Origin of the sequence: Bacteroides sp. 3_2_5, from assembly GCF_000159855.2 — a bacterium.
Classification (GTDB): Bacteria; Bacteroidota; Bacteroidia; order Bacteroidales; family Bacteroidaceae; genus Bacteroides; species Bacteroides fragilis.
Map to the genome: position 1 here is coordinate 180,959 of NZ_JH636045.1, position 21,703 is coordinate 202,661.

Below are 21,703 nucleotides of genomic sequence, written 5' to 3' on the forward strand. Positions count from 1 at the left end.
AAGGTTTAAAAATTAAGATTCACTCCCATTGAATAAACTGCTACATTAGGATAAAATCCTCTTGCACCAACCGGAGTTTCAGGGTCCCAAGTACGGTATTTGGTAGCCGTGAACAAATTCTCTCCCGAAGCATATACACGCAATTGGTTGAGCCCCTTTATTTTGAAAGAGTAACCGATCTGCAGGTTCTTTAAACGAATATAGGAAGCATCCTGTACCCAGTGAGACATGTAAGCGTAATTATAATCACTGGACAGAATACGTGGGAAATAAGCCCCCGGCTTAGGATCCTGCGGATTGAAAGACTCTTTATAATGTTCTTTGCGCGCTCCATTAATCCCCATTGGCTGAATAGCTTCCATTGTTACATATCCATCGGCTTTACCTACCCCTTGAAAAAAGCAAGAGAAATCGAAGCCTTTGTACTCAAATCCCAAATTCAATCCAAAAGTAAAACGAGGAATAGAATTTCCAATAACAGTTCTATCTTCATCATTAATTACACCTTCTCCCGTCCGGTCCTTAATAATAATATCACCCATCCCCCATTTAGGATTGTATTTCTGCATCATCGGAGCATATTTGTCATATAACTCTTGATTGTCACAAATACCTAAAGTCTCGAAACCAAAGATTGCATTCAACGGTTGCCCTTCTATCTTAGCAGTCAATTCGGTAGTTGAAGATTTATATCCTCTCAAATCAATCACTTTATTCTTTACATCAGACAGATTGAATCCTATATTGTATTTAAAATCTTTCCCTATGTTCGAACGCCAACTTACAGTCAAATCCCATCCTTTATTCTCCATTTTACCAGCGTTTTCCATAGCAGGTTTAATTCCCAATGCACCCGGAGCTTCCAAGTTTAACAAAATATCCGAAGTTGTCCGGCAGTACCAGTCAAAAGTGGTTTGCAGCCTGTTATCAAACAAAGCAAAATCAATACCGAAATCCAAATTACGAGAAGACTCCCAAGTAATTATTTCATTCCCCATCAAGGCCTCTTTATAACCGATAATAGGGGTACCTCCAAAAAGATAACTTCCACCATTACCGACATTCGAAATAAACTGATAATCATTGATTCGTTGATTACCGAGTTCTCCCCATGACGCTCTTAGTTTTAGATTCTGCACGTGTTTCTTCAAAGGTTCAAAGAAAGCTTCCTCAGATATACGCCAGCCAGCAGATACAGAAGGGAAGAATCCCCAACGATGTCCACGTGCAAACTTGGAAGAACCATCATAACGAGCAGTAAATTCAAACAGGTAACGATCAGCATATACATAGTTAGCACGTCCGAAAAGCGAAGCCAATGCAGAATAAGTGGAATTACCTTCTGCTGCTGCCGTAGTAGCATCCCCGGCATTGATTTCACCAAAATCATCATTTGGAAAATCCATTCGTGAGGCTTTCGTATAAGCCCACTTAAATGTTTCCAAAGAACCACCTGCCATTACCTTGAAATCATGTTTACCGATTGTTTTCTCATAAGAAGCTGTGACATTAGCAGTCAAGTTGCGGTATTGATCCCAACGGTCAGTTTGTTTATTACGGGAAACTTCTGTAAGTCCACTCTGTCCTGCAGGCTCAAAACTTCCGTAAGTAACTGTTTTATTAAATATTTTTTCTTTATATATATTTGATTCATACCCAAAAGTACCCCTGATATTAAGACCGTCCAAAATATTAATTTCAGGAGCAATCAACAATGTCATACAGTCATTGTTCTTTCTTCTCATCCCATAATCTCCGTTCACCATACGTACAGGATTGGAAGGTGCAGCATCATAAGAATAAGTACCATCTGAGAATTGAACAGGCAAATAAGGCAATGCACGCATCGTTCTACGATAAGCCTCAGCTGCTCCTGCTGCAGACTCTTCTTGAGTACTATTTAAATATGCCATATTCACATCCAACTTCAGCCAAGAAGTAAGTTTGGAGGTGGTATTAACACGAAGATTGTAACGTTCATAATCTGTAGAAGGAATAATACCCTGTTGATCGGAATAACCGGCTGAGATCATATAGGTTATCTTATCACTACCTCCGGATACAGTTAATTGATGATTATGTTGTGGGGCACCCGAACGGAGTAATTCGTCATACCAATCCGTATTACCTTCCAACTTGTCAGGATCACCACCTGCTTTCATCCGGTCTATTCGATCCTGAGGAAACAAAGAGGAACTTTTTCCTTCATTATATTGCATTTGATTATAAAGCTCGGCATACTGCCAAGAAGTTACCGACTCCGGTACCCTTGTCGCAAACTGGAAACCTACATTACCTGAATAGTTAAAAGTAAGTTTCCCTTCTTTACCCTTCTTTGTAGTAATCAAGATAACACCATTAGCAGCCCGTGAACCATAAATAGCAGCTGACGCAGCATCTTTCAACACAGACACTGATTCCACCTCACTCGGAATCACATCATTTAAGCTCATGGATACTCCATCCACCAAAACCAAAGGAGATGCATCCCCCCAAGTACCAATACCACGAACACGTACCGTACCTTGATTAGGTCCGGGTTGACCAGAATTCTGCGTGACAGTAACACCAGCAGCTTCACCTGTCAATGCAGAGGCAATAGAAGTAACCGGTTTATTGGCAAGTCTATCGGACTTTACAGTCTCAACGGCTCCTGTCAGGTTCACTTTCTTTTGTGTTCCATAGCCTACCACCACCACTTCTTCCAATGCCTTTGAATCTTCTACCAATACAATATTTACCGACGATTTATTCCCCACATTAATTACTTGTGTCTTATAGCCAATATAACTCACCTGTAACTTCGCATTATCATCAGGTAATTCCAACGAAAAATGCCCATTCATATCCGTAATAGTACCATTGGAAGCTCCCATTACAAAGACAGAAGCACCAATGACAGCTTCTTCCATATTATCCGTTACTTGTCCGGTCACTTTACGTTTGCCTCCAATGGTGTGCTGCCGGACAGCTTTATATACAGAAATACGCTTGCCGTTTACTTCATATTTGATACCCTTACCATCAAAAAGTATCCCCAAAATTTCGGCAACAGTCTTATTCTTGGCATCAATCGATACTTTCTCATTAGTATTTACATCATTGTTTCGAATCAGAAAAGAACAATCTGTTTTCTCCTCTATTTCTTTAAATACTTTACTTAACGGTACATTTTTTTGCTGAATAGTAATCCTAATCTCTTGTAAGGGTGAAGCAACACCTGAGAGAGGCAAAAGAAAAACAAAAAAGAAAAGCAAAATCTGTGTTCTTACCAACAAAAGATTAGCTCCGGAATGACAAAATAAATATGTCATTCCGCTATAAAAACATTTTTTTTTCATACATTTGTACTGATTTAAAGATTTTCTTAAAAGATAACTTAAATTCGGAATCGGAGGACATACCCCAATATGTATCTCCGATTTTTGTTTTTTTACGTACAGTTTTCCATAATATTCTTTTTGAAGGTTACTACTTGATTAACTTATCGGTAATAGTAATCACATTACCACTCCGACTCCAGCTATATTTATTGTCGACATCCATATAGTCCAGTATTTCTTCAACCGTAAGTTTAGGGCTAATACTTCCTGAGAAGACCTCTTTATCCAGATATTTACTGTGGATAACAATCCGCACATCATACTTACGCTCGATAGCTTTCATTATTTCAGGTACTGATGCATTGACAAAACTCAAACGACCGGTAGTCCATTGTGAAGTTTGTAAAGCATCTACATGATGATGGTTCATTTTACCGCTTCTCTTATCATACGTCAACTGTTCATCGGGGGCAAGAATCACATTGTCCCGGGTTTCGGAAGTGGAGAATACATTTACTTTTCCTTTTATCAGACTGACTTCTATTTCAGAATCTTCCGGATAAGAACGCACATTAAAAACCGTACCGAGTACTTTGACATTTATATCATCGGCATGAACAATAAAAGGTTTCTCCGGATTCTTTTGTACTTCAAAATATCCTTCACCTATCAAATAGACTTCCCGGTTCTTTTTACGGAGAAAAGCAGGATCATACTTCAACACGGAACCGGAATTCAGACAAACGACCGAACCATCCGGCAAAATCACTTTGGTCTGCGATCCTAAAGGTACTTCCATTTGACACAAAGCCATTTCCTGATTCGATTCGGCTACATCATTATATATATAATAACCTGCAATAGAAGTAGTAAGAATCAATAAAGCAATAGCAGCTACTTGCGAGAAAGTACTCCACAACGGTATCCTTTTCTTTTCCGATTTCTTCTTTATTCCTAATTTCACAGACAAAGCCTCATAGTCAGCTTGTTTTTCCTGTTCAAACTTACCGATAAACGATTTAGCCCGTGTCCGTGCCATTTCTTTATATCTCTGCTGATAAGAAATATCCGACTGCAGAAAATGAAGTAGCTTCCGTTCTCCATCCTCCGACAGTTTTCCTGCCAGAAAATCAAGCATCAATTCTTCAAAAGTATCAAGTTTCTTTTCCATCATTTCCATGTTCGTTTATATATAATACACATCTCGATATGGAAACATTTAGTCTTAAAGAAACTTTTTTTAAATAAATTGCAAGAAATTCTATAAACGACCTACTTTAGATTCTCCTATACCTACCCATTCTCCTACATAGGCATGTGGGAGATGATATTCCTTAGAGAGATGAGTAGGGTAATGCGTAAAACAAACAAGGGGAATAAAGAACTGACTCAAAGCCTTCCGTAAAGAAACAAAAGCAGTATGCCTGCAGTAGGGCCCAATTGAAGTTTAATATGATCCATCGCATTCTTGATATGAACACGCACCGTATTTACCGATATGGCCTGTTCATCAGCAATCTCCTGAGGAGACATACCTTCATACAAGTATTTTTCAAAAACTAGGCGACATTTTACGGATAGAGAGTCTATCACCGTGTTAACCTGACTTTTCAGTTCCTCTATCTCCAATAATTGCAACGGGTTATTATCATTTTTGCAGAATTCTTCCTGAAAAGCAATCAGTTCCTCCCGATACTCATCAAGCACACGTTCTCGTGTATGTAAAGTACGGATGTAATTCAAACAACGATTCTGTACACTTCGCAATAGGTAATTATGAATAGGGAAACTTAACTGACCTCTACTGCTCCAGATATTCATAAAAACATCATTAACGATTTCCTTTGCCTCATCCGGATCGAATACGTAAGTAGTAGCATAAGCGCATAAATAACTATAATAGCAATCATATAAAGCAGAAAAGGCACTTTCTTTTCCTTCATTTATATCATCTATTATTTGTTCGCTTATCCTAGTAGTAGTCATATTTTAAGGTATTGTGATACTTTAACTAAGAACAAAGTTAATATTTTCATATACCGCTAATCGCACTTTACATTTATTTAACACATATCAATATTTCATTAAATTAATGTTAGACAAAAAATATATGACTATCCGCATAATTCCCCAAACTATTAAGATAACAATTTAATCTCATTTATGCAAAGGGAATTATGCTAGAGAATACTAAACACAGTTGTTAACCTCCTCTAGACTTTCACCCCAAATACTGGGATACACTTAAATAGCTAGTATATTTATTTTGTAATAAAAAAGAAACAGATATGAATCCAATTAGCTTTAAGCTTTACAAAAGAGTTTTGTTTCTAGATGAAGAGAGTTGCAAAAAACACCTCAAAAAACAAAGAGAAAAACAAGGTATTATTTATTTAAAATGCGGGCGCGTTCATCATTATTGGAACAAGAACAGAAATAAATGACAGTGTAGAAAGAACTACACTAACCTCTGGTACTGTTATGCATGGAACTAAACTCCCTATAATGTACTGATACATTGCAATGCATTTTCTTACTTCTATGAAAAAGTCATTCTTAGCATTAGAAATGCAAAGATAATTGAGTCATAGTTGTTATCAACCAATTTAGGAGCTTATGCACAAGCTTCGCAATGTAATGAGACTAAGAAATGCTGGATACCAACTTTGTGGTTTTATCGAATTGAACGAAGGTTTCTTCTCCACACAAAGAGATGTTTAATATTCATTTGTGTTGGTTATCAGACAACGTTCAAACATAATTAAAAAAAAAAATGATTATTTTTATCTACTTTTGTTTATCTTTGTCACACTGTTTAATTTTAAATCAAATTAGTTATGTGCAAAGAAAAAGAGTTTCCTATGAATTTTGTTCCAGTAAAAAGTATCCATTTATCTTTAGTTGAAGAAAAAGATAAGTTCTTCATTATTGATGAAGTTTCTTCTAAGGTTTTGATTACTTTTAATAATGAAATTAATGCCCAAAATGCTATGAAACAAATTACAGATAATTTATCCACCACAATTAATCATATATTGACTATTTCTCAACAAAATATCCAGATACTTGAATAAGATGAAACAAGAAGTGTTATTTATCATTCTCAATGAATATGCCGATTGGGAAAGTGCCTTTCTGGCAGCTTCTCTCCATTCCGGACTGATGCCGGGTAGTGAAATCAAGTATGTAGTCAAAACAGTAGCCCCCACTTTGGAGGCAGTCCGTTCCTTGGGTGGTTTCCGTACTCTGCCGGACTACAGTTTTGATACTATGCCCTCTGATTATGCCGGCTTGGTTTTGATAGGAGGTATGCAATGGCAATCTCCTGAAGCAGAACGTATATTTCCCATTGTACAGGATGCTTTCGAAAAAGGGAAAGTGATTGGTGGTATCTGTAACGCTGCTTCATTTTTATGTGCCCATGGCTTCCTGAATCATGTCAAACATACGGGAAACACTCTTGCCGTACTTAAACAGTGGGGTGGAGAGCGATATACCAACGAGGATGGTTACTTGGAAAAGCAGGCTGTCGGCGATAAGAACATAGTTACGGCAAATGGTACCGGTTATCTGGAATTCACCCGTGAGTTGCTATTAGCATTGAAAGCCGATACACAAGAAAAGATAGAGGCATTTTATGATTTCAGTAAAAATGGACTTGTGAGATAACTACATATTCATCAAGCATATGGGACAACATAAATTATCCGATGATTCTCTTTTGGCTATAGAAGGAAATTTCATGGAAACCCGTATGTCTAACTGGAAAAGAGGAGAAGAAAATATTCTCTTTACGATCCCCTAACAATGATGTGACATGTGATGACAATGAAACCCGTAATCATAAGAGATCAGGTCAATGAAGCAACCAAAAACTAATCCGGACAGCCTAATCGAGAATTATCTTCCGGCAGATTATTATGCGACTCTTTTTCAAAAGAGTCGCATAACAAGAACGTCATCTCCATTGACGAGTTCGCAGATATAGCTTTTAACCAACTTCCCTCTTGGATTATCCTGCTTCTAATAGTAAGAAATAGTTTGATTAAACCCTTCGGACTCGATACAAACAGACGAGTCACGGATATAAAGTGTGAAAAAAGTCAACATGAAATAATCTTTGGCATGTCCGATAAGCACCTGACTTTTTACGTATCCCTTTGGTGTAAGGATAGAGTAGAAAAAGAGGTAAACGTGCATCTTCCTAAAAAGAAAAGCATCCCGGAATTACGTAATTAAACAGACTTTTTTATTGCTCCGAAATCTTTCTTACTATCGGTTTATCCGCTTCCGCCCAGTCCAATATTGCCATCTCTCGTGTAGAAAGCCATTGTGCAGCAATATGTTCTTTCAATACATATCTTTGCCCGACAGGATGGCAAAGAAAAGCATGCATCGTGATCTCAAAATCGGGATAGGTATGATGGACGGTCAAAAGTTTCTCTCCCACTTCAATAACGTAATCCATTTCCTCCATGATTTCCCTTTGAAGCGCCTCCTGCAAAGATTCACCTTCCTCCACTTTTCCACCCGGAAATTCATATCTGAAAGAAGTATATGAAAATTTAGTTTGCCCCCGTTGTACACAAAGATATTTCTCACCTAATCGAATAACGGCTGCTACAACTTCTATACTTTTCATAATGACTATGATATTGGGATTAAAAATAATAGAGGCAAAAGTAATAAAAGAATGCGGGAAAGAAAGAAATAAAGATATATTTATAATGCACAGTACATTTTTGTAAGACACATTTGTTGCTACAAAAAATTTTACGTAAATTTGTATGGTAACAATATGATCATTATGGATTTTGAAAAAATCACCAAAGAAGCTGTAGTACAAGCTTTACTAGAAATCAAGAAAAATGGCATCCCTAAAAATGCGCACTCTTCTACTTATGATATTTTATACAAAGGTAAGAGATATCCACCTAAACTAGTGATGGAATATGCTTATCAACATTCTACTGGAAAACAAATAACCAGAAATGATTTTGAAGGAGGAGAAAAGACACCATGTTTTAATAGATTGAAAGAATTAGGATTTACTATAGTTCATAAAGAGAAAAATCCTAACTTTTATGAGACACTAACTAAATTCCTTGAACAAACTAAGACAAAAAGTCAAAAATATAAAGACTATCCCAAAGAGTTTTTGGGACTGAATATTAGTGTTAGTTTTGGTATAGGTGGCCCTTCAAAGACTCCATGGATTTCTTTCTTGTACGATGGACAAAAGACTCAACATGGTATATACCCTGTATACTTATATTACAAAGAATATAATACACTGTTTTTAGCGTATGGTGTAAGTGAAACCACTCCACCCAATATAGAGTGGAAGTTTAATACTAGTCCTGAAACAATTTTTGATTTTTTTAAACGGAAAGGAATAAAACCTAAACGATATGGAAATTCATATGTATTTAAGGATTATGATATTAACAACTTAAATCCTTCTACAATCAATAAAGATTTATTTGAAATCATCGAAAATTATAAGAATTTAATGGCTTCATATACAGAAATATCAACTAATACTAATAAAATGCAAAGTCCCAGTATTAACATAGATTATCAGTCTATACCAGCTAATCTAAGACAATTTGTCACTGCTATTAAATCGAAACCATTCATACTGTTAGCTGGCATTTCTGGTACAGGAAAATCACGTATAGTCCGACAATTAGCTTATGCCACTGGTGGAGAAAACCCAGAAAAAGTTCAAAAGCCATATAATTACGAAATGATATCTGTACATCCAAACTGGCACGACTCTACAGAATTGTTAGGATATGTAACTCGGGTTTCCGGAAATCCGGAGTATATAGTAACTGATTTTCTGAAATTTATAGCTAAAGCTTGGTTCTACGAAGGAATCCCATTCTTCCTTTGCTTGGATGAAATGAACCTAGCACCCGTAGAACAATATTTTGCAGAGTACCTTAGTGTTGTCGAGAGCCGAAAATTGAGAAATAATAAAATAGTTACAGACCCGATAGTACCTCCATTGACAACTTGGGATAAAGCAGATCAGAAAACACTTGTTTCTGATCAAATACTTAAAGAATTATTTCATGAATTTTGGAATAATGAAGGTTGGAATAACTCTACAATAGCTGCCCGAATTGAAGAATTAAAAGAACAATTCAAAAATACAGGTATTTCTATTCCTCAGAATCTGATTGTAATGGGAACTGTGAACATGGATGAAACAACTTATAGTTTTAGTCGTAAGGTACTGGACCGTGCAATGACCATTGAGATGAATCATGTAGATTTAAATAGTGGTCTCAGCAAAGCACAAGATAATATTACTCCTATCACGGCTAAAGCACTTTTACCTGAAGTAGTTGAGGGATATGATGTTTATGAACAAAACCCAGAAATATGTAAATCTATTATCAAATATCTACAACAAGTTAATGAGAAGTTAGAAGATAGTCCATTCAAAATTGCCTATCGCACACGCAATGAATTTCTTATCTATGTGTTAGCTAATTTACCATATCAAGGTAAAGAGACTCAGGAACAGTGTATCACTCGTGCACTCGACGAAATAACCTGTATGAAAATACTGAGTCGTATCGAAGGAGACAAAAACAAAGTAGGTACAGTATTAGATGACTTATATACCATTATACAAAAGAGAATTGAAACAAGTGGTATTAATTCAGAAAAATCAATCTCTCTTGATAAAATTCGAAGAATGAAAAAGAAATTGGAAACGGCCTATTATTGCGACTTTTGGAACTAATCACTAACGAAAAATTATGGAGGCGCTGCTCACACTGAACCATCCAGACTATAAATTAATGGTCTATTGTCCTTCTTATGATAAAATATTTAAGAAGGCGCAAACTTGCATGCGTGTAAAGCAGAATGATGAAACTCTTTATTCTATTTATACGTGGGATAAAAATGCATTCACTCAAATTAATGGAGAGCAATTAATAGAAGGTAAAAGGCACCCTTCTATCTTTTTTGAAAATACAGATTATCAATTCTGGATCAATTTTAAAAGAATAGATATAGAAGATGCTTGGATCAATACTCCTTTGAGAAACATTCAAGATAATTTTATGTTCAATCAAGAAAATCAGATACTCTTTGGACATCTTAACTATGGAAACGATATCGGTAGAGCAGAATTTAATATTGATTATAAACTGAAAAATGGAGAAATAAGGCATTCAAAACTTGGTTACGATGTACTTTCAATAAAATTAGATTATCATAAAGACTTAAAGAAGATTGTAGACGATATTGAGAAAGAATATCGAATGCTTTCTATTGACTTTCTGCGAAAAACATACCACACTTTTGATGTAGATGTAGTAGGAGAAACACCAGATATTATCTGGTGGAATCTATTTAAAGACATTCAAACAAATTTTATACAAGCTGTAAAAACCATTGTGGACTGTCCCCGTAACCGGCTAGTACAAAAAGAGACCTATCTTCGGGCTGACAAACTAAAACGATTAACTCCACAATTGGAAATACAATTAACAGAACATCGTAAAAATCCAGCGCATTTATACCGTACCGAGCACCCTATTGCCTGCGTAGATACAATGGAGAATCGTTTTTTGAAGTACTGTATTATCTTCATTGCCGAAAAATTCTCAGATTTAAAATGCAGAATTATTAATAGTTACAAGCAATTGACAGAGAAATATATTATCAATCTGAATCAGCAACAGGAGGAATTACAACGATTGGTTCACCACCCATTCTTCAGAACAGTAGGTGAATTTCGAGGATTCACACAAGAATCTTTGATATTAAAACAAGCCACTGGATATTCGGAAATTTATCATGATTGGATCATACTTAGTTGTGGATATGATCTAAAAGAAGGCGCTAATAGTCTAGAGCTAAAAGATATAGCTAAATTATACGAAATATGGTGCTTCATCGAACTCAAGAATATTATTAAAGAATTATTAGGAAACGAAGTCGAAACAAATTATTCTAAACGACCAGAAAAAAAATTTATTACCCAGTTGGGAAAAGGAAAATTATCTAAGGTCATCTTCTCTAAACACAACATTGAGCTGGCAAAAATTTGCTATAATCCTAAAAGTTACGTTGGAGAAGAACAACTATCCACAATAATTCCGTGTACAACTTCATATACTGTCTCACAACAGCCAGACATTATCTTACAACTAACAAGACGCGATATCAAACAAGGTATAAAACTAACCTATTTATTTGACGCAAAATACAGAATAGGAGATACTCAAGATAATGTAGACACTCCACCTGACGATGCTATCAATCAAATGCACCGCTATCGAGATGCAATATACTACATAGATCAAGATACTAAACAGCTAAAGAAAGAGGTTATTGGTGGTTATATCTTATTTCCCGGAAATGGTGAAGACAGCGCTGTCGAAGAGATGAATTTCTATAAATCTATTGGAAAAGTTAACATCGGCGCTTTCCCCCTACGTCCACAGGATAATGAAAGCAAAGAGCTGCTTAGAGGTTTTCTTAAAAGATTGATTTGGGAATGTCCAACCTATCAGATTTTAGAACAAACTTTTACTCACAAAGAAACAATGCTAACTTTCAATCAACCTGGAAGTGTATTATTAGTTCCCATTGCAAAAAGCCGCTCCTATTTCAAAGATTTTAATGAACGTAGTAAAGTGATTCATTATTATTTTGGCAAAATCAAAATGGGAGGTGTATACGAACATTTAAATTTCCAGAAATATGATTACTTTATTCCGGTAATTGAAGGAAAAATCAGGGATGTCTATCGCATTGAATATGCATCAGTTAGACATAGGAACGACATTCCAGGAATAGAACCAAAAGAAAATGTGGATCTTTCTGACTTCAGAATTTACATGAAACTTACTTCTCCCTCTTATTTAACTGGTGCAAAACGATTAATTCCTATTCGGCATTCGAGGATTGATTATAAATGTTTCTTTAAAGAATATAATTCAATAACGGAAGTGATAAATCTTATAACTGAATAGATATCGTTAAATACCAATAATATACCGCTATACCTACTTGCAATCCCTCAATCACCGGTATTCCATACTTGAATTTAAAATACCATGTCTTATGCCGAAAGATATACATCCCCACCCGTGCACCTAACGAACCTACTACGGCTATTCCCTGCAGACGGACTTCAGGAGTACGCCATCGTTTCCGGGATGCATGCCGTTTATCAATACCATACATAACGAAAGCAACGATATTCACAACTACTAAATATAAAATAAGTAACTTCAACAGTCAGCCTTTTTGCAATTCTCCTGCAAAGATACATATTTTTAATCAGGCCAGATTTGCCGGCCGGAAGATTCTCCGTATCTTTGCCACATGGCAGAGAGAAACGAATTACATAAAAGGAACAGGCATAACGGACAGTACGATTTTTCAAGACTGACGGAGGAATACCCACCGTTAAAAAAGTTCATCGTACTGAACGCTTATGGAACAACAAGCATCGATTTCTTTAATCCCCGGGCAGTAAAGGCACTCAACAAAGCCCTCTTGATAAGTTACTACGGCATACGATACTGGGATATTCCCAAGAATTATCTGTGCCCACCCATTCCCGGGAGAGCTGATTATATCCATTACATAGCAGATTTGATTCAGCCGGATATATCCGATGAATCGACAGGGTTGAAAACAGCTGTCCCAAATACCCGTCAATACAGGTGCCTGGATATCGGTGTAGGTGCCAACTGCATCTACCCCATTATCGGTCAAACGGAATATGGATGGACTTTCGTCGGTTCCGATATCGATCCGGTTTCCATTGACAATGCACGAAAGATCGTAACTTGTAATCCGGCATTGGCTCACAAAATAGAACTTCGGCTACAACGGGATAGCCGGAAAATATTTGAAGGAATCATTGCTCCGAATGAATATTTCGACGTAACTCTCTGTAATCCTCCCTTCCACAGTTCCAAAGAAGAAGCAGAAGACGGTACGCTACGCAAACTCAGTAGCCTGAAAGGTAAGAAAGTAACCAAAGCCCGGCTCAACTTCGGAGGCAATGCCAACGAACTCTGGTGTGAGGGCGGTGAACTTCGATTTCTGCTGACTATGATCGAAGAAAGTCGCAACTACCGGAAAAATTGCGGATGGTTCACCAGTCTGGTATCAAAAGAAAAGAACCTGGGTAAACTGACCGCCAAGCTGAAATCGACCGATATAGCCGAACATAGAATCATTGAGATGCACCAAGGTACTAAAACCAGCCGGATCCTGGCATGGAGATTTTGAGAAAGATAGGGTTATCAAATCAGCAAGTATCGACTCAAATCCTTTAGGGAGACGATCTTCACAAGAGAGCGACTGCCATCTAAAGATATCATTGACATTGAGCTGTTTATCAAAGCAAACAAGCAAGTTCCGGAAAGCATGTTTTAACATAGTATTAAAACTTGTTTTCTATAAACAAAAGATTTGTTCTTTGACTGTAGAAAACTAATTCTTTATTTATAAACCATCAAAACCATATATTCAGAATTAACATTGTTAACAGGAAAACAATACACCATTATGAACCTATTAATCATCAGTAACGCCGATAGCTGCCGCAGCCGAATCGCACAAGCACTTCTTTCTTCGTTCGGAAAAGGCATGAAAGTATATTCTGCAGGGACAATGCCCGCAGCAGAGATTCATCCGTTGGTCCTGAAACTAATAAAGGAAACAGGTATCGAACCGAACACACAACCTCCCCACTCCATCCGTGAATACACCAACGAAAACTGGGACCATATCATCGTACTTTCCGGTACGGCCGATGATATACGCAATCTCTTCCGGAAGGAGGTAAAACACTGGTATCATCTTCCCTTTGAAGACTTGTTCTCCACAGCGGCACCAAGCGAAGCGGAACTGTGGGATCGCCTGATACGCCTGAAAGCAGATATACAAAGAAAAATGTACGAACTATACCGGGACGATCTGAGAGAGCAATTACTACCGCGCTGTAGCTGCGGAGCCAATGACTTTTGCAGATGTGAGTGAGGGAATTATTCCCTCACTTCCTGCTTTATCAGCCGTGTCACACTTGTGATGTTCCGCTTATCCTTGTTCAGAATATAAGTATATTTATAATCGCTTGCCCGATAAGAGGTAGGCGAACTATTCACCAGGATAATATTCCGGTTATTGGCAAAGTCCAGAATCCCCTTAATATTATTAGGGTGAAGTTTTCCGATTTCATCCATCATACAGTGCAGCTTAAAGTCGTTGAACTGATGCGATGCTTTCTCCTTAAACACATTTAGTAACATGATATTAATCATGGCCTTCACCAGGATATCCGTTCCGTCGGAACCCACGTTTGCCAGTTTCTCCACCCATCCGCTATCGTTGTCGTTCTCCACAATACGGAACTGGAGTTCGAAGGTATCGGAAAGGGTAAGTTCTTTTTCTTTATTCAATGCCAGTTCTTTCACCAATGACTGCAATAAACTTACCGCCTGCCGATTCCGTTCTACAAAATCCTCTTGTCCGAACAGGCTGAACATGCCCGGGCCACCCGGCTGACTCCGGTCGCAGAACTCTTTGATCGTGACAAAATGTTGCATGATACGATTACCGCTCGGCACAATCTGCAAGGCTATACTCTTGATAACTCCGGCAAAGTTGCGTTCCACAAAGTCACTGTTGATATCGCTGATGGTCTTACGAATCAGTCCCTCTTTTGAAAGCATGTCCGTCGTTTCTTTTCCAATCCGATGAATCAAGTCGGTGTATGCCTCGTTTGAACGACGTTCAAAATCAATAATCTTATCATTATCAATAAATTCTTTCAGATCGGCGGCAAAAGTCATAAACTCTTCCCGCTTCGTAAGCCGCGTACGGAAATTGAACGTATTCTGCTCGGAGAAATTACCGGAAAACCGACCGACGGCCTCCCTGAAGTCTTTTTCCTGTTCAATCTGCCGGTAATGGTTTTGAGTCAGTTCCTCAATCACCTTCTTACAGCGCTTGGCATTCTCTGTTTCCACCCCCGTTTGTAACACAGGCGGACAGATATTGAGCGTTTTGAAGTTCTCCGTCTCCCGAATATCCTCGTCCAAATGTTTCAGGCGGGTGTTTGTCTCAGCCAGCTGCTTGTTCAGTCCCGTTACTTTCAGATTCAATTCTTCCTCTTTCAAACGGAACTTTTCTTTCTCGCCTTCCAGTTCTTTCTCGGCCAACTGCTTTTCGTTTCTGAATTCGTCCATCCGGTCAAAGAATTCTCTCTTGTCCTTCTCGTAATCGTAGACCAGGCGACGATGTTGGTCAATAAACACCAGCTCCTGTTCCGTACTGGCCACTTCATTACGCAAAGCAGTGATACGCTCCGTATCCACTCCTTTCCCGGAGAGTTCGTGCAGCAAGTCTTTGTCCATGGTTGCCAGCAGTTCATCGGTTTTCTGCTTTTCGGAAGCAATGGACAGGTGAATTTCTTCTTGTTTGTTACGGATCAGGGCATCCTCTTCTTGCATTCTCTGGTTACGTTCCTTCTCCTTTTGACGTACACGAGTTTCGAGCAGATGATTGAACTGTTCCAATTCCGCCACTGTCCCCTGCAGGCTACGGGTAGCCTCGGCCAACTGTTTATCCAATTGTTCCAGCAGGACACGCTTCTCCTCCCCTGCCTTCTGTTCCCACCTGATTTCATCCGCTTTCAGGAGCCGGATACGCTTATCGTTCTGCTCCATACAATAAGTGGATTGAGCCACATCCTCCTTACAGGTACTAAGCGTGGCCTGATGTCTTTTCCGAATCAAGGCCAGTTCCTTTTCTTTTTCCTCTCCCAACTTCTCAAGCTGCTGTTGCCACTCTGATACTTCCTTACCGGCTATTTCCTGATCCGCCGCATACTCTTGTACACTTTTCACCTCCTTACGGATAGCCGAGAGGTCGAGTTTAATGCCATAGAAAGAATCTTGACCGGCATCCGGAACAGACTGAGGCTTCAGTTCCTTGCTGAACAAAACCTGTTTCTCGTCCACGACCTTGCCAATGGTATCTTCCCACCCCTGACAGTTCTGACTCAGCCATTCGTAGAATGAACCCTGACGGTTGTCGAGCAAACGGTCTATCTCCGCTACCCTCTCTTTAGCAAGTGTAATCTGCTGTTCGATATCCTTTTGGCGGGCAGTGAACTGCTGCTCACAGGCAGTCTGATCCAATTCCCACCGGCGGCGCACCAGCTCCATCTGTTGTTCAGCTTCTTTCTGCTTCAGCCTATGCTCATGGTTCTCCTTTTCCAGTGCGGCACGCTCCGTCCGGCAGGCTTGCAACTCCTCTTCATAAAGAGTCCGGTGCAAACACTTCTCCCGTTCCATTTTCAACTGATAGATGCCTTCCTTTTTCTTTTCTGTCTGCTCACGCAGAAGGGTCAGTTTCCCAACTTCCTGTTCCCTTACCTCTTTCAATATTTTATCGAACTCCTTACGTATGGCTTCCTTACGCTCGATGGCACGCAGATGGAGGGTATTCAACTCGGCGTTTTTCCCGTTACGGAAACGCTCAAAGGCACTGGCCGCCTGTTCTTTCAGCAGTTTATACTGGCTGTTGATGTCGTCAAAGCGTGCAGTCAGCATGGTCAGCTGCTCTTCCAGCATTTGCTTGTGAAGCACAGCTTCGGACTCCGCATTCACCCGTTCCCGTACATGATGAATATCCTGCGATTCGTACCGTTCTTTTCGCTCCCGTGCTGTTTTCAGATTTTCGTTCTGCACTTTGACCACTCCCAACAATCGGTCACGCTCACTCTGAAATTTCCCGGAAAGTTCTTCCAACTGGCGTTTCTCCTTTGCCACTTCTTTCAACAGCTCTTCTTTCTGTTTTTGCAGAGAAGGGAGTACTTCCCGCGCTGTCCGAAAAGCGTAATTCAATTCTCCGGCCAATGTACGGGCCTGTTGCTCCAGATAATGCATTTCCCGATAAAGTTCAATCACCCGGTCGGCTTGCCTGCGGACAGTTACCTCACCGTTCTTATTTTTCCGGAACCACTTACTGATGTCGGTCACTTCTTCATCGAACCGGCGCAGATGATGGGCATACTGCCCCAGATCGATACGCACATCTTCTTCGTTCAGAGACATGATAATGGTTTGCTTGATAAACTCTGCATCAAGTTTTGAGTTCAGAAAAACATTCTGAATCGTCCGAGGTATATTCTGGTACTGCCGACTTTCGGTAATAGCAAACTTCCGAAACTCCGGAGGAAGCCCCCGGCCATTACCGAAAATAATGTCTCGATACTCCTCATACGTCTCTATACGACGGCTCTTATAGACAAAACTGCCAAGCGCATCACGTATCTGATCCCACTCTTCGTATGCTTTTCCCTCGGGTGAAATGAAATATTCTTTCTTATAGCCCGTGCCCAGAAAGCGGAAGCAGACCCTTCCCTGCGAACGGAAAGCCAATACGCAATACGAAGCATCATCCACCACCACTTCATAAATAATGTATGAATTGACGTACGGAAAATAGTATTCATCAAAACTCTTTTTCTCTTTTGAAATGCCCAGCTTTGTCTTATCGGCATTGTAAAAGAAGAGTAATGCACGCAACGCCGTACTTTTCCCCACTCCCTGTGTACCGATAAAGTGAACATTGCCGTCTATCTGTATTTCGGCATATTGGATACGGGCACTATTGATAAAAATAATCTTATTCAGGTATCTCATTCTGTATCTCTTCTGGTATGTTAATGCAAGCGACCAATTCTTCCAGATAGCCGAAAGCCGCCACTACCTTATAAGTGGAAGTAATCTCGTTTTCCAGTTCAATAAAGCCGTCACGTTTCAGGTCGTTTACTATTTTGTCAATCATCTCTTCATGCTTTTCCCGTCCGGTAAGCTTTTTCAGGCCGGTAAGCTTCTCTTTCAACTCTAAGTCGGTTCCCACTTTCACAACCATATCAGCCGGCTGAAAACGGAATCCGGATGAAAAGGCCGCGTCATAAGTCTTGATAAAGTCGAGTACATCAATCCAACGGACAGCAATCTCCAACTTACGTTCCAAGTCGACTTTATTCTCGCGACGGGAAAAATAATAGTATTCGTTTCCGCTTTCGAGCACGAAGTTGATGGCGGCAAAGAAGTCGTACAACTCCGACTGGTTGTCTTCAATCACCGTATAAAGTTGCCGGATGTTGGGATTGGTACTATCGGAAGAGATAAATCCTCCTTTACTCAATATTTCAAATATCTCAGCAGTTTGTTTAATCATTACTGTAATGGTTTTAAATTCATTTCACCACAGATTACACGGATTCTCACAGAATTCCATTGAGAATTCAGACCAAAGTATCTGTAAGAATCGGTATTACCCGGTGGTGAATCTTATTTATTCCTAAACTATTTCTCCCGTCCTTTCCGGATAAATCAACGCATATTCCACACCATCCATCCTGCCATACTCGTCGGTGATGCGGAGTTCTTCGTAAAACTGGGATACGATCTGGCAATAGAATGTGATTCTTTCATCAAAAGACACCTCTTGTGTGAAAGGGTAAGCGGTAACAAACGAAAACAAGTCCCCATCAGCCTGCATAAACCGCTTCTTCACTTCTTCCAGGTTGATGTAAGCCTCTTCGGATATATGGGTCTCAAGTGACTCCTCAGCGATGCTGTCGGCCACATTACGGGCCAGTATGGCTCGCTTGCCGACTGTGGCTATCACCTTACGGATACTCTCTAACACTTCATCGTCGTTACGGAGATATTCGACAGAGAGACGCAACGGATATGCCGGTGCAGGCTCAAACCAGACACTGTCTTTCTGCATCAGCACCCGGCAGATATCGGTCCGTTCTTCCAGTTCGAACTGATCTTTGAGATATTTCAGCTGACGGATTTTGACCCGTATCTTATTCTGATACTCTATCCGGTTCAGGTAGCTGATGATTTGCTTCTGTATCTCGATCAGGTTATGGAAACATTCATTGAGTTGTATCCGTACGTTAGCCACCACCAAAACCAGTTCATCATCCGGAACCCGGCGAAAGAAACGGTCTTCTTCGGTGACAAGGAGTTCTTCACTCACTCGTATCAGTGCCTCGATATCCCGCCGTTTTTCATCCAGGCGGACCAGTTTCTTTTTCTTGATCTGATAGTTCGGTTCATTCTTGAATGTGCTGTCGATGTTGCGCTTCAGGTCGATGACATTACGCAAGGTAGTCAAGGCAATGTTACGCAATATACGCTTAATGGTACGCAGGTAAGTGGTCTTCCTTTTCTCATGGTTTTCTTGCTGATAATAAGAGATGGTATCTTTGAGATAGCTGATATGCTCGTTAACAAACGAAGTATTGATCTCCTCGTTTACCTCGAGCACCTGCTCGAAAAAGTGCAAGTAGATATCCTCCATTTCGAGAAACGAACCATTCTCACGAAGCACTCCGTGGTCGATCAGGCTCTGTATACGTTGCAGTTTGTATTCAGTCAGTTCCAGTGCATACTCCCGCCGGAAGGATTGCTGTTTCCGTTTGCCGAACATCTGTTTCAACAAAAGTTGTTCACGGCTCATCATTTTCAGCAACTCGTCAATAGAGTGAAATGTAGTCATGTATAACGGCTATAAACTTTTTCGGGGTTCCTTATCTTGTCAGTTTTCTCTTCATTCCTCCGGCCACTTCTTCTTTGAGAAAAGTCATCAACGGCTTTCCCACAACAATAAACGTAACGGCCACCAGAATCATCAGAATACCCAGCATCAGCCTGGGCGTCAGCCGCTCACCAAAAATCATGACACCAAAGAAGAGAGCCGTCACCGGTTCGAGTGCTCCCAAGATAGCGGTCGACGTGGAGCCAATGGTGTGAATGGACACAGCGGTACATACCAGTGAAATCACGGTAGGCAGGAAAGCCATTGCCAGAATATTACCCCAGGCAGGAAGTGAAGGCACAGCTTGCAAGTCCGAACAAAAATTCAAACGGACTATATAAATGGAAAGACCGAACAGCAGGGCATAAAAGGTCAACTTGGCCGTTGACATCAACTTCAGGGTGGAATGATTGACACCGACTATATAGACCGCATAAGACAGCGAAGAAAGAATGACCAGCAACATCCCTACCAGACTTAGCGTCTCACCCCCTTCTCCTTTGTAAAGCAGTCCGATGCCGGAAAGGGCCAACAGAATACAGAACACAGTCAGTAACGATACTTTCTCGTGGAAAAACAAGAACATGATAAGCGCCACCATCACCGGATAGACAAACAGAATGGTGGAAGCAATGCCGGCATCCATGTGCTTATAACTCAGAAACAACAACAATGAGGAAGCAGAAAAGAGCAGTCCGCCTACAATCAGCGGCAGAACCTCGTTCTTTTTCAGAGCGAACGATTGTCCTTGTACTTTCATCAGAATGCCTAGAATGAGCACGGCAAACCCGTAGCGGTAGAACAAGACAGAGTCCACTGACATTCCCTCTTTATAAAGCGGCAGTGTAAACAACGGATTCATGCCATAAGTGGCGGCAGCCACAGCCCCGCACACAAATCCTTTAGCCTTACTATTAATATTCATTATTATATTCATTTTTTCGGGGTGCAAAGATACGGTTTTTTAGAGATCTTGGTTACTTTTGCGTCAATTCTAACAGAGATTAAAATTGAGCAAAAACCGTATTGATCAGGAAAAGAGAGTAGTAGAGTTGATGATCCGCCTTTACTGCCGTAAAAAAGAAAAGAATGTCACGCTTTGCCCCCGGTGCGAAGAGTTGTTGCACTATGCACACGCCCGCCTGGACCACTGTCCCTTCGGGGAGAAAAAGAAAGCATGCAAGCAGTGCAGCATACACTGCTACAAACCCGCCATGCGGGAACAGATGAGACGGGTGATGCGCTTTTCCGGTCCCCGGATGCTGATTTACGCTCCTTGGGAGGCAATCAAGCATTTGTTGGGATAGACATGGTCGGCTCTGAAAACGATTAAATCCATCAAACAGAAAAATACGTTTTGAAAGTAATTCCATATATATCCTATCAAAAAAGCAACTAATCCTTCCTTTCTGCTAACAGCCTATAGAAACAAAAAAGCACTGATAGAAAGTCAAGACAGAGAAGAGTGGAAGAATATGCAAAAATGCAGCTTCATTATCTTATAAAGATGCAATAAAAAGGAAATATATGCAGTGACTCCAACCATCAGAGCCTGCATTGGAAGGAAAGTAACGGTGCATTCCTTTCAAAACAACGGTGCATCCCTTTCAAAACAACGGTGCATCCTCTTCCAAGCAACGCTGAAAGGGTAAAAAAGGGAGATTGATCCGGCCATTTCCGAATTATCAGGACCCTTGAAGCGAAGCGATCCGAACTGACAAAAAGTTCGGTTCCAGGCCGTACACTTTCGATCCGAA

At 39.9% G+C, this 21,703-nt stretch carries 17 protein-coding genes and 1 pseudogene; 9 read left to right on the forward strand and 9 right to left on the reverse strand.

The features are described 5' to 3' along the window. Positions 1–5: 5 nt before the first annotated feature. The 3 genes from BSHG_RS04045 to BSHG_RS04035 all read right to left on the reverse strand — a co-directional run bounded on the left by BSHG_RS04045 (position 6) and on the right by BSHG_RS04035 (position 5,309). Entirely contained in the window at positions 6–3,341 is a 3,336-nt protein-coding gene (locus BSHG_RS04045) for a TonB-dependent receptor (RefSeq protein ID WP_005788852.1), read from the reverse strand. A gap of 130 nt (positions 3,342–3,471) precedes the next feature. Beyond that, positions 3,472–4,497 carry a FecR family protein gene (locus BSHG_RS04040; protein WP_008660924.1) on the reverse strand — a complete coding sequence of 342 codons (1,026 nt, stop codon included), beginning with the start codon at positions 4,495–4,497 and terminating at the stop codon, positions 3,472–3,474. Between the two features lie 215 nt (positions 4,498–4,712). Continuing rightward, positions 4,713–5,309 carry an RNA polymerase sigma-70 factor gene (locus BSHG_RS04035; protein WP_008660925.1) on the reverse strand — a complete coding sequence of 199 codons (597 nt, stop codon included), beginning with the start codon at positions 5,307–5,309 and terminating at the stop codon, positions 4,713–4,715. Between the two features lie 851 nt (positions 5,310–6,160). Between BSHG_RS04035 and BSHG_RS04030 the strand changes: the two genes are divergently transcribed. The 4 genes and pseudogenes from BSHG_RS04030 (at position 6,161) to BSHG_RS22480 (ending at position 7,562) form a co-directional block, all read left to right on the forward strand. Then, positions 6,161–6,397: a hypothetical protein gene (locus BSHG_RS04030; RefSeq protein ID WP_008660926.1), complete on the forward strand. Its 237-nt coding sequence runs from the start codon at positions 6,161–6,163 to the stop codon at positions 6,395–6,397. Between the two features lies 1 nt (position 6,398). Beyond that, positions 6,399–6,992, forward strand: coding sequence for a type 1 glutamine amidotransferase family protein (locus tag BSHG_RS04025; RefSeq protein WP_005788859.1), 594 nt, complete (start codon positions 6,399–6,401; stop codon positions 6,990–6,992). Between the two features lie 25 nt (positions 6,993–7,017). Next, positions 7,018–7,122: pseudogene (locus tag BSHG_RS23790) on the forward strand (alpha/beta hydrolase); the annotation flags it as partial. 167 nt (positions 7,123–7,289) lie between these two features. Then, positions 7,290–7,562, forward strand: coding sequence for a DUF2867 domain-containing protein (locus tag BSHG_RS22480; protein WP_121955731.1), 273 nt, complete (start codon positions 7,290–7,292; stop codon positions 7,560–7,562). Positions 7,563–7,572: 10 nt separating this feature from the next. Here BSHG_RS22480 and BSHG_RS04020 read toward each other — a convergent pair whose 3' ends face one another. After that, complete coding sequence (locus BSHG_RS04020) at positions 7,573–7,965, reverse strand: (deoxy)nucleoside triphosphate pyrophosphohydrolase (protein ID WP_005788863.1); 393 nt, start codon at positions 7,963–7,965, stop codon at positions 7,573–7,575. Between the two features lie 165 nt (positions 7,966–8,130). Here BSHG_RS04020 and BSHG_RS04015 point away from each other — a divergent pair, with 165 nt between their 5' ends. Together BSHG_RS04015 and BSHG_RS04010 are read left to right on the forward strand one after the other, a co-directional pair. Next, positions 8,131–10,083 carry an MrcB family domain-containing protein gene (locus tag BSHG_RS04015; protein WP_005788865.1) on the forward strand — a complete coding sequence of 651 codons (1,953 nt, stop codon included), beginning with the start codon at positions 8,131–8,133 and terminating at the stop codon, positions 10,081–10,083. A gap of 16 nt (positions 10,084–10,099) precedes the next feature. Further along, a complete protein-coding gene (locus tag BSHG_RS04010) occupies positions 10,100–12,328 on the forward strand; it encodes a restriction endonuclease-like protein (RefSeq protein WP_005788867.1) in 2,229 nt (742 codons plus the stop codon). Here BSHG_RS04010 and BSHG_RS04005 read toward each other — a convergent pair. Beyond that, on the reverse strand, positions 12,315–12,593 hold the full coding sequence (locus BSHG_RS04005) for a DUF1294 domain-containing protein (RefSeq protein ID WP_080596603.1): 279 nt from the start codon (positions 12,591–12,593) through the stop codon (positions 12,315–12,317). The genes BSHG_RS04010 and BSHG_RS04005 overlap by 14 nt on opposite strands. A gap of 90 nt (positions 12,594–12,683) precedes the next feature. On the opposite strand from BSHG_RS04005, the gene rlmF reads away from it, so the two are divergent. Together rlmF and BSHG_RS03995 are read left to right on the forward strand one after the other, a co-directional pair. Further along, positions 12,684–13,601, forward strand: coding sequence for a 23S rRNA (adenine(1618)-N(6))-methyltransferase RlmF (gene rlmF, locus BSHG_RS04000; RefSeq protein WP_005798651.1), 918 nt, complete (start codon positions 12,684–12,686; stop codon positions 13,599–13,601). Between the two features lie 279 nt (positions 13,602–13,880). Next, positions 13,881–14,354, forward strand: a complete 474-nt coding sequence (locus BSHG_RS03995) for a hypothetical protein (protein WP_008660927.1) — start codon at positions 13,881–13,883, stop codon at positions 14,352–14,354. Positions 14,355–14,359: 5 nt separating this feature from the next. Here BSHG_RS03995 and BSHG_RS03990 read toward each other — a convergent pair whose 3' ends face one another. The 4 genes from BSHG_RS03990 to BSHG_RS03975 form a co-directional block, all read right to left on the reverse strand. Beyond that, on the reverse strand, positions 14,360–18,025 hold the full coding sequence (locus BSHG_RS03990; protein WP_008660930.1) for an ATP-binding protein: 3,666 nt from the start codon (positions 18,023–18,025) through the stop codon (positions 14,360–14,362). Then, the gene (locus BSHG_RS03985; RefSeq protein WP_005788879.1) at positions 18,009–18,569 is read right to left on the reverse strand and encodes a condensin complex protein MksE; all 561 of its coding nucleotides are present in this window, start codon (positions 18,567–18,569) and stop codon (positions 18,009–18,011) included. The genes BSHG_RS03990 and BSHG_RS03985 overlap by 17 nt, the downstream gene beginning before the upstream one ends. A gap of 123 nt (positions 18,570–18,692) precedes the next feature. Then, positions 18,693–19,907, reverse strand: coding sequence for a hypothetical protein (locus tag BSHG_RS03980; protein WP_008660935.1), 1,215 nt, complete (start codon positions 19,905–19,907; stop codon positions 18,693–18,695). A gap of 31 nt (positions 19,908–19,938) precedes the next feature. Next, on the reverse strand, positions 19,939–20,871 hold the full coding sequence (locus BSHG_RS03975; RefSeq protein ID WP_008769713.1) for a DMT family transporter: 933 nt from the start codon (positions 20,869–20,871) through the stop codon (positions 19,939–19,941). Between the two features lie 85 nt (positions 20,872–20,956). On the opposite strand from BSHG_RS03975, the gene BSHG_RS0220660 reads away from it, so the two are divergent. Then, positions 20,957–21,253, forward strand: a complete 297-nt coding sequence (locus BSHG_RS0220660; RefSeq protein ID WP_005803030.1) for a nitrous oxide-stimulated promoter family protein — start codon at positions 20,957–20,959, stop codon at positions 21,251–21,253. Positions 21,254–21,703 lie beyond the last annotated feature (450 nt).

Excerpts from the sequence above, each read along its gene's own strand:
- BSHG_RS04045 (WP_005788852.1), bottom strand. The coding sequence starts at position 3,341 with ATGAAAAAAAAATGTTTTTATAGCGGAATGACATATTTATTTTGTCAT.
- BSHG_RS04040 (WP_008660924.1), bottom strand. The coding sequence starts at position 4,497 with ATGATGGAAAAGAAACTTGATACTTTTGAAGAATTGATGCTTGATTTT.
- BSHG_RS04035 (WP_008660925.1), bottom strand. The coding sequence starts at position 5,309 with ATGACTACTACTAGGATAAGCGAACAAATAATAGATGATATAAATGAA.
- BSHG_RS04030 (WP_008660926.1), top strand. The coding sequence starts at position 6,161 with ATGTGCAAAGAAAAAGAGTTTCCTATGAATTTTGTTCCAGTAAAAAGT.
- BSHG_RS04025 (WP_005788859.1), top strand. The coding sequence starts at position 6,399 with ATGAAACAAGAAGTGTTATTTATCATTCTCAATGAATATGCCGATTGG.
- BSHG_RS04020 (WP_005788863.1), bottom strand. The coding sequence starts at position 7,965 with ATGAAAAGTATAGAAGTTGTAGCAGCCGTTATTCGATTAGGTGAGAAA.
- BSHG_RS04015 (WP_005788865.1), top strand. The coding sequence starts at position 8,131 with ATGGATTTTGAAAAAATCACCAAAGAAGCTGTAGTACAAGCTTTACTA.
- BSHG_RS04010 (WP_005788867.1), top strand. The coding sequence starts at position 10,100 with ATGGAGGCGCTGCTCACACTGAACCATCCAGACTATAAATTAATGGTC.
- rlmF (WP_005798651.1), top strand. The coding sequence starts at position 12,684 with ATGGCAGAGAGAAACGAATTACATAAAAGGAACAGGCATAACGGACAG.
- BSHG_RS03995 (WP_008660927.1), top strand. The coding sequence starts at position 13,881 with ATGAACCTATTAATCATCAGTAACGCCGATAGCTGCCGCAGCCGAATC.
- BSHG_RS03990 (WP_008660930.1), bottom strand. The coding sequence starts at position 18,025 with ATGAGATACCTGAATAAGATTATTTTTATCAATAGTGCCCGTATCCAA.
- BSHG_RS03985 (WP_005788879.1), bottom strand. The coding sequence starts at position 18,569 with ATGATTAAACAAACTGCTGAGATATTTGAAATATTGAGTAAAGGAGGA.
- BSHG_RS03980 (WP_008660935.1), bottom strand. The coding sequence starts at position 19,907 with ATGACTACATTTCACTCTATTGACGAGTTGCTGAAAATGATGAGCCGT.
- BSHG_RS03975 (WP_008769713.1), bottom strand. The coding sequence starts at position 20,871 with ATGAATATTAATAGTAAGGCTAAAGGATTTGTGTGCGGGGCTGTGGCT.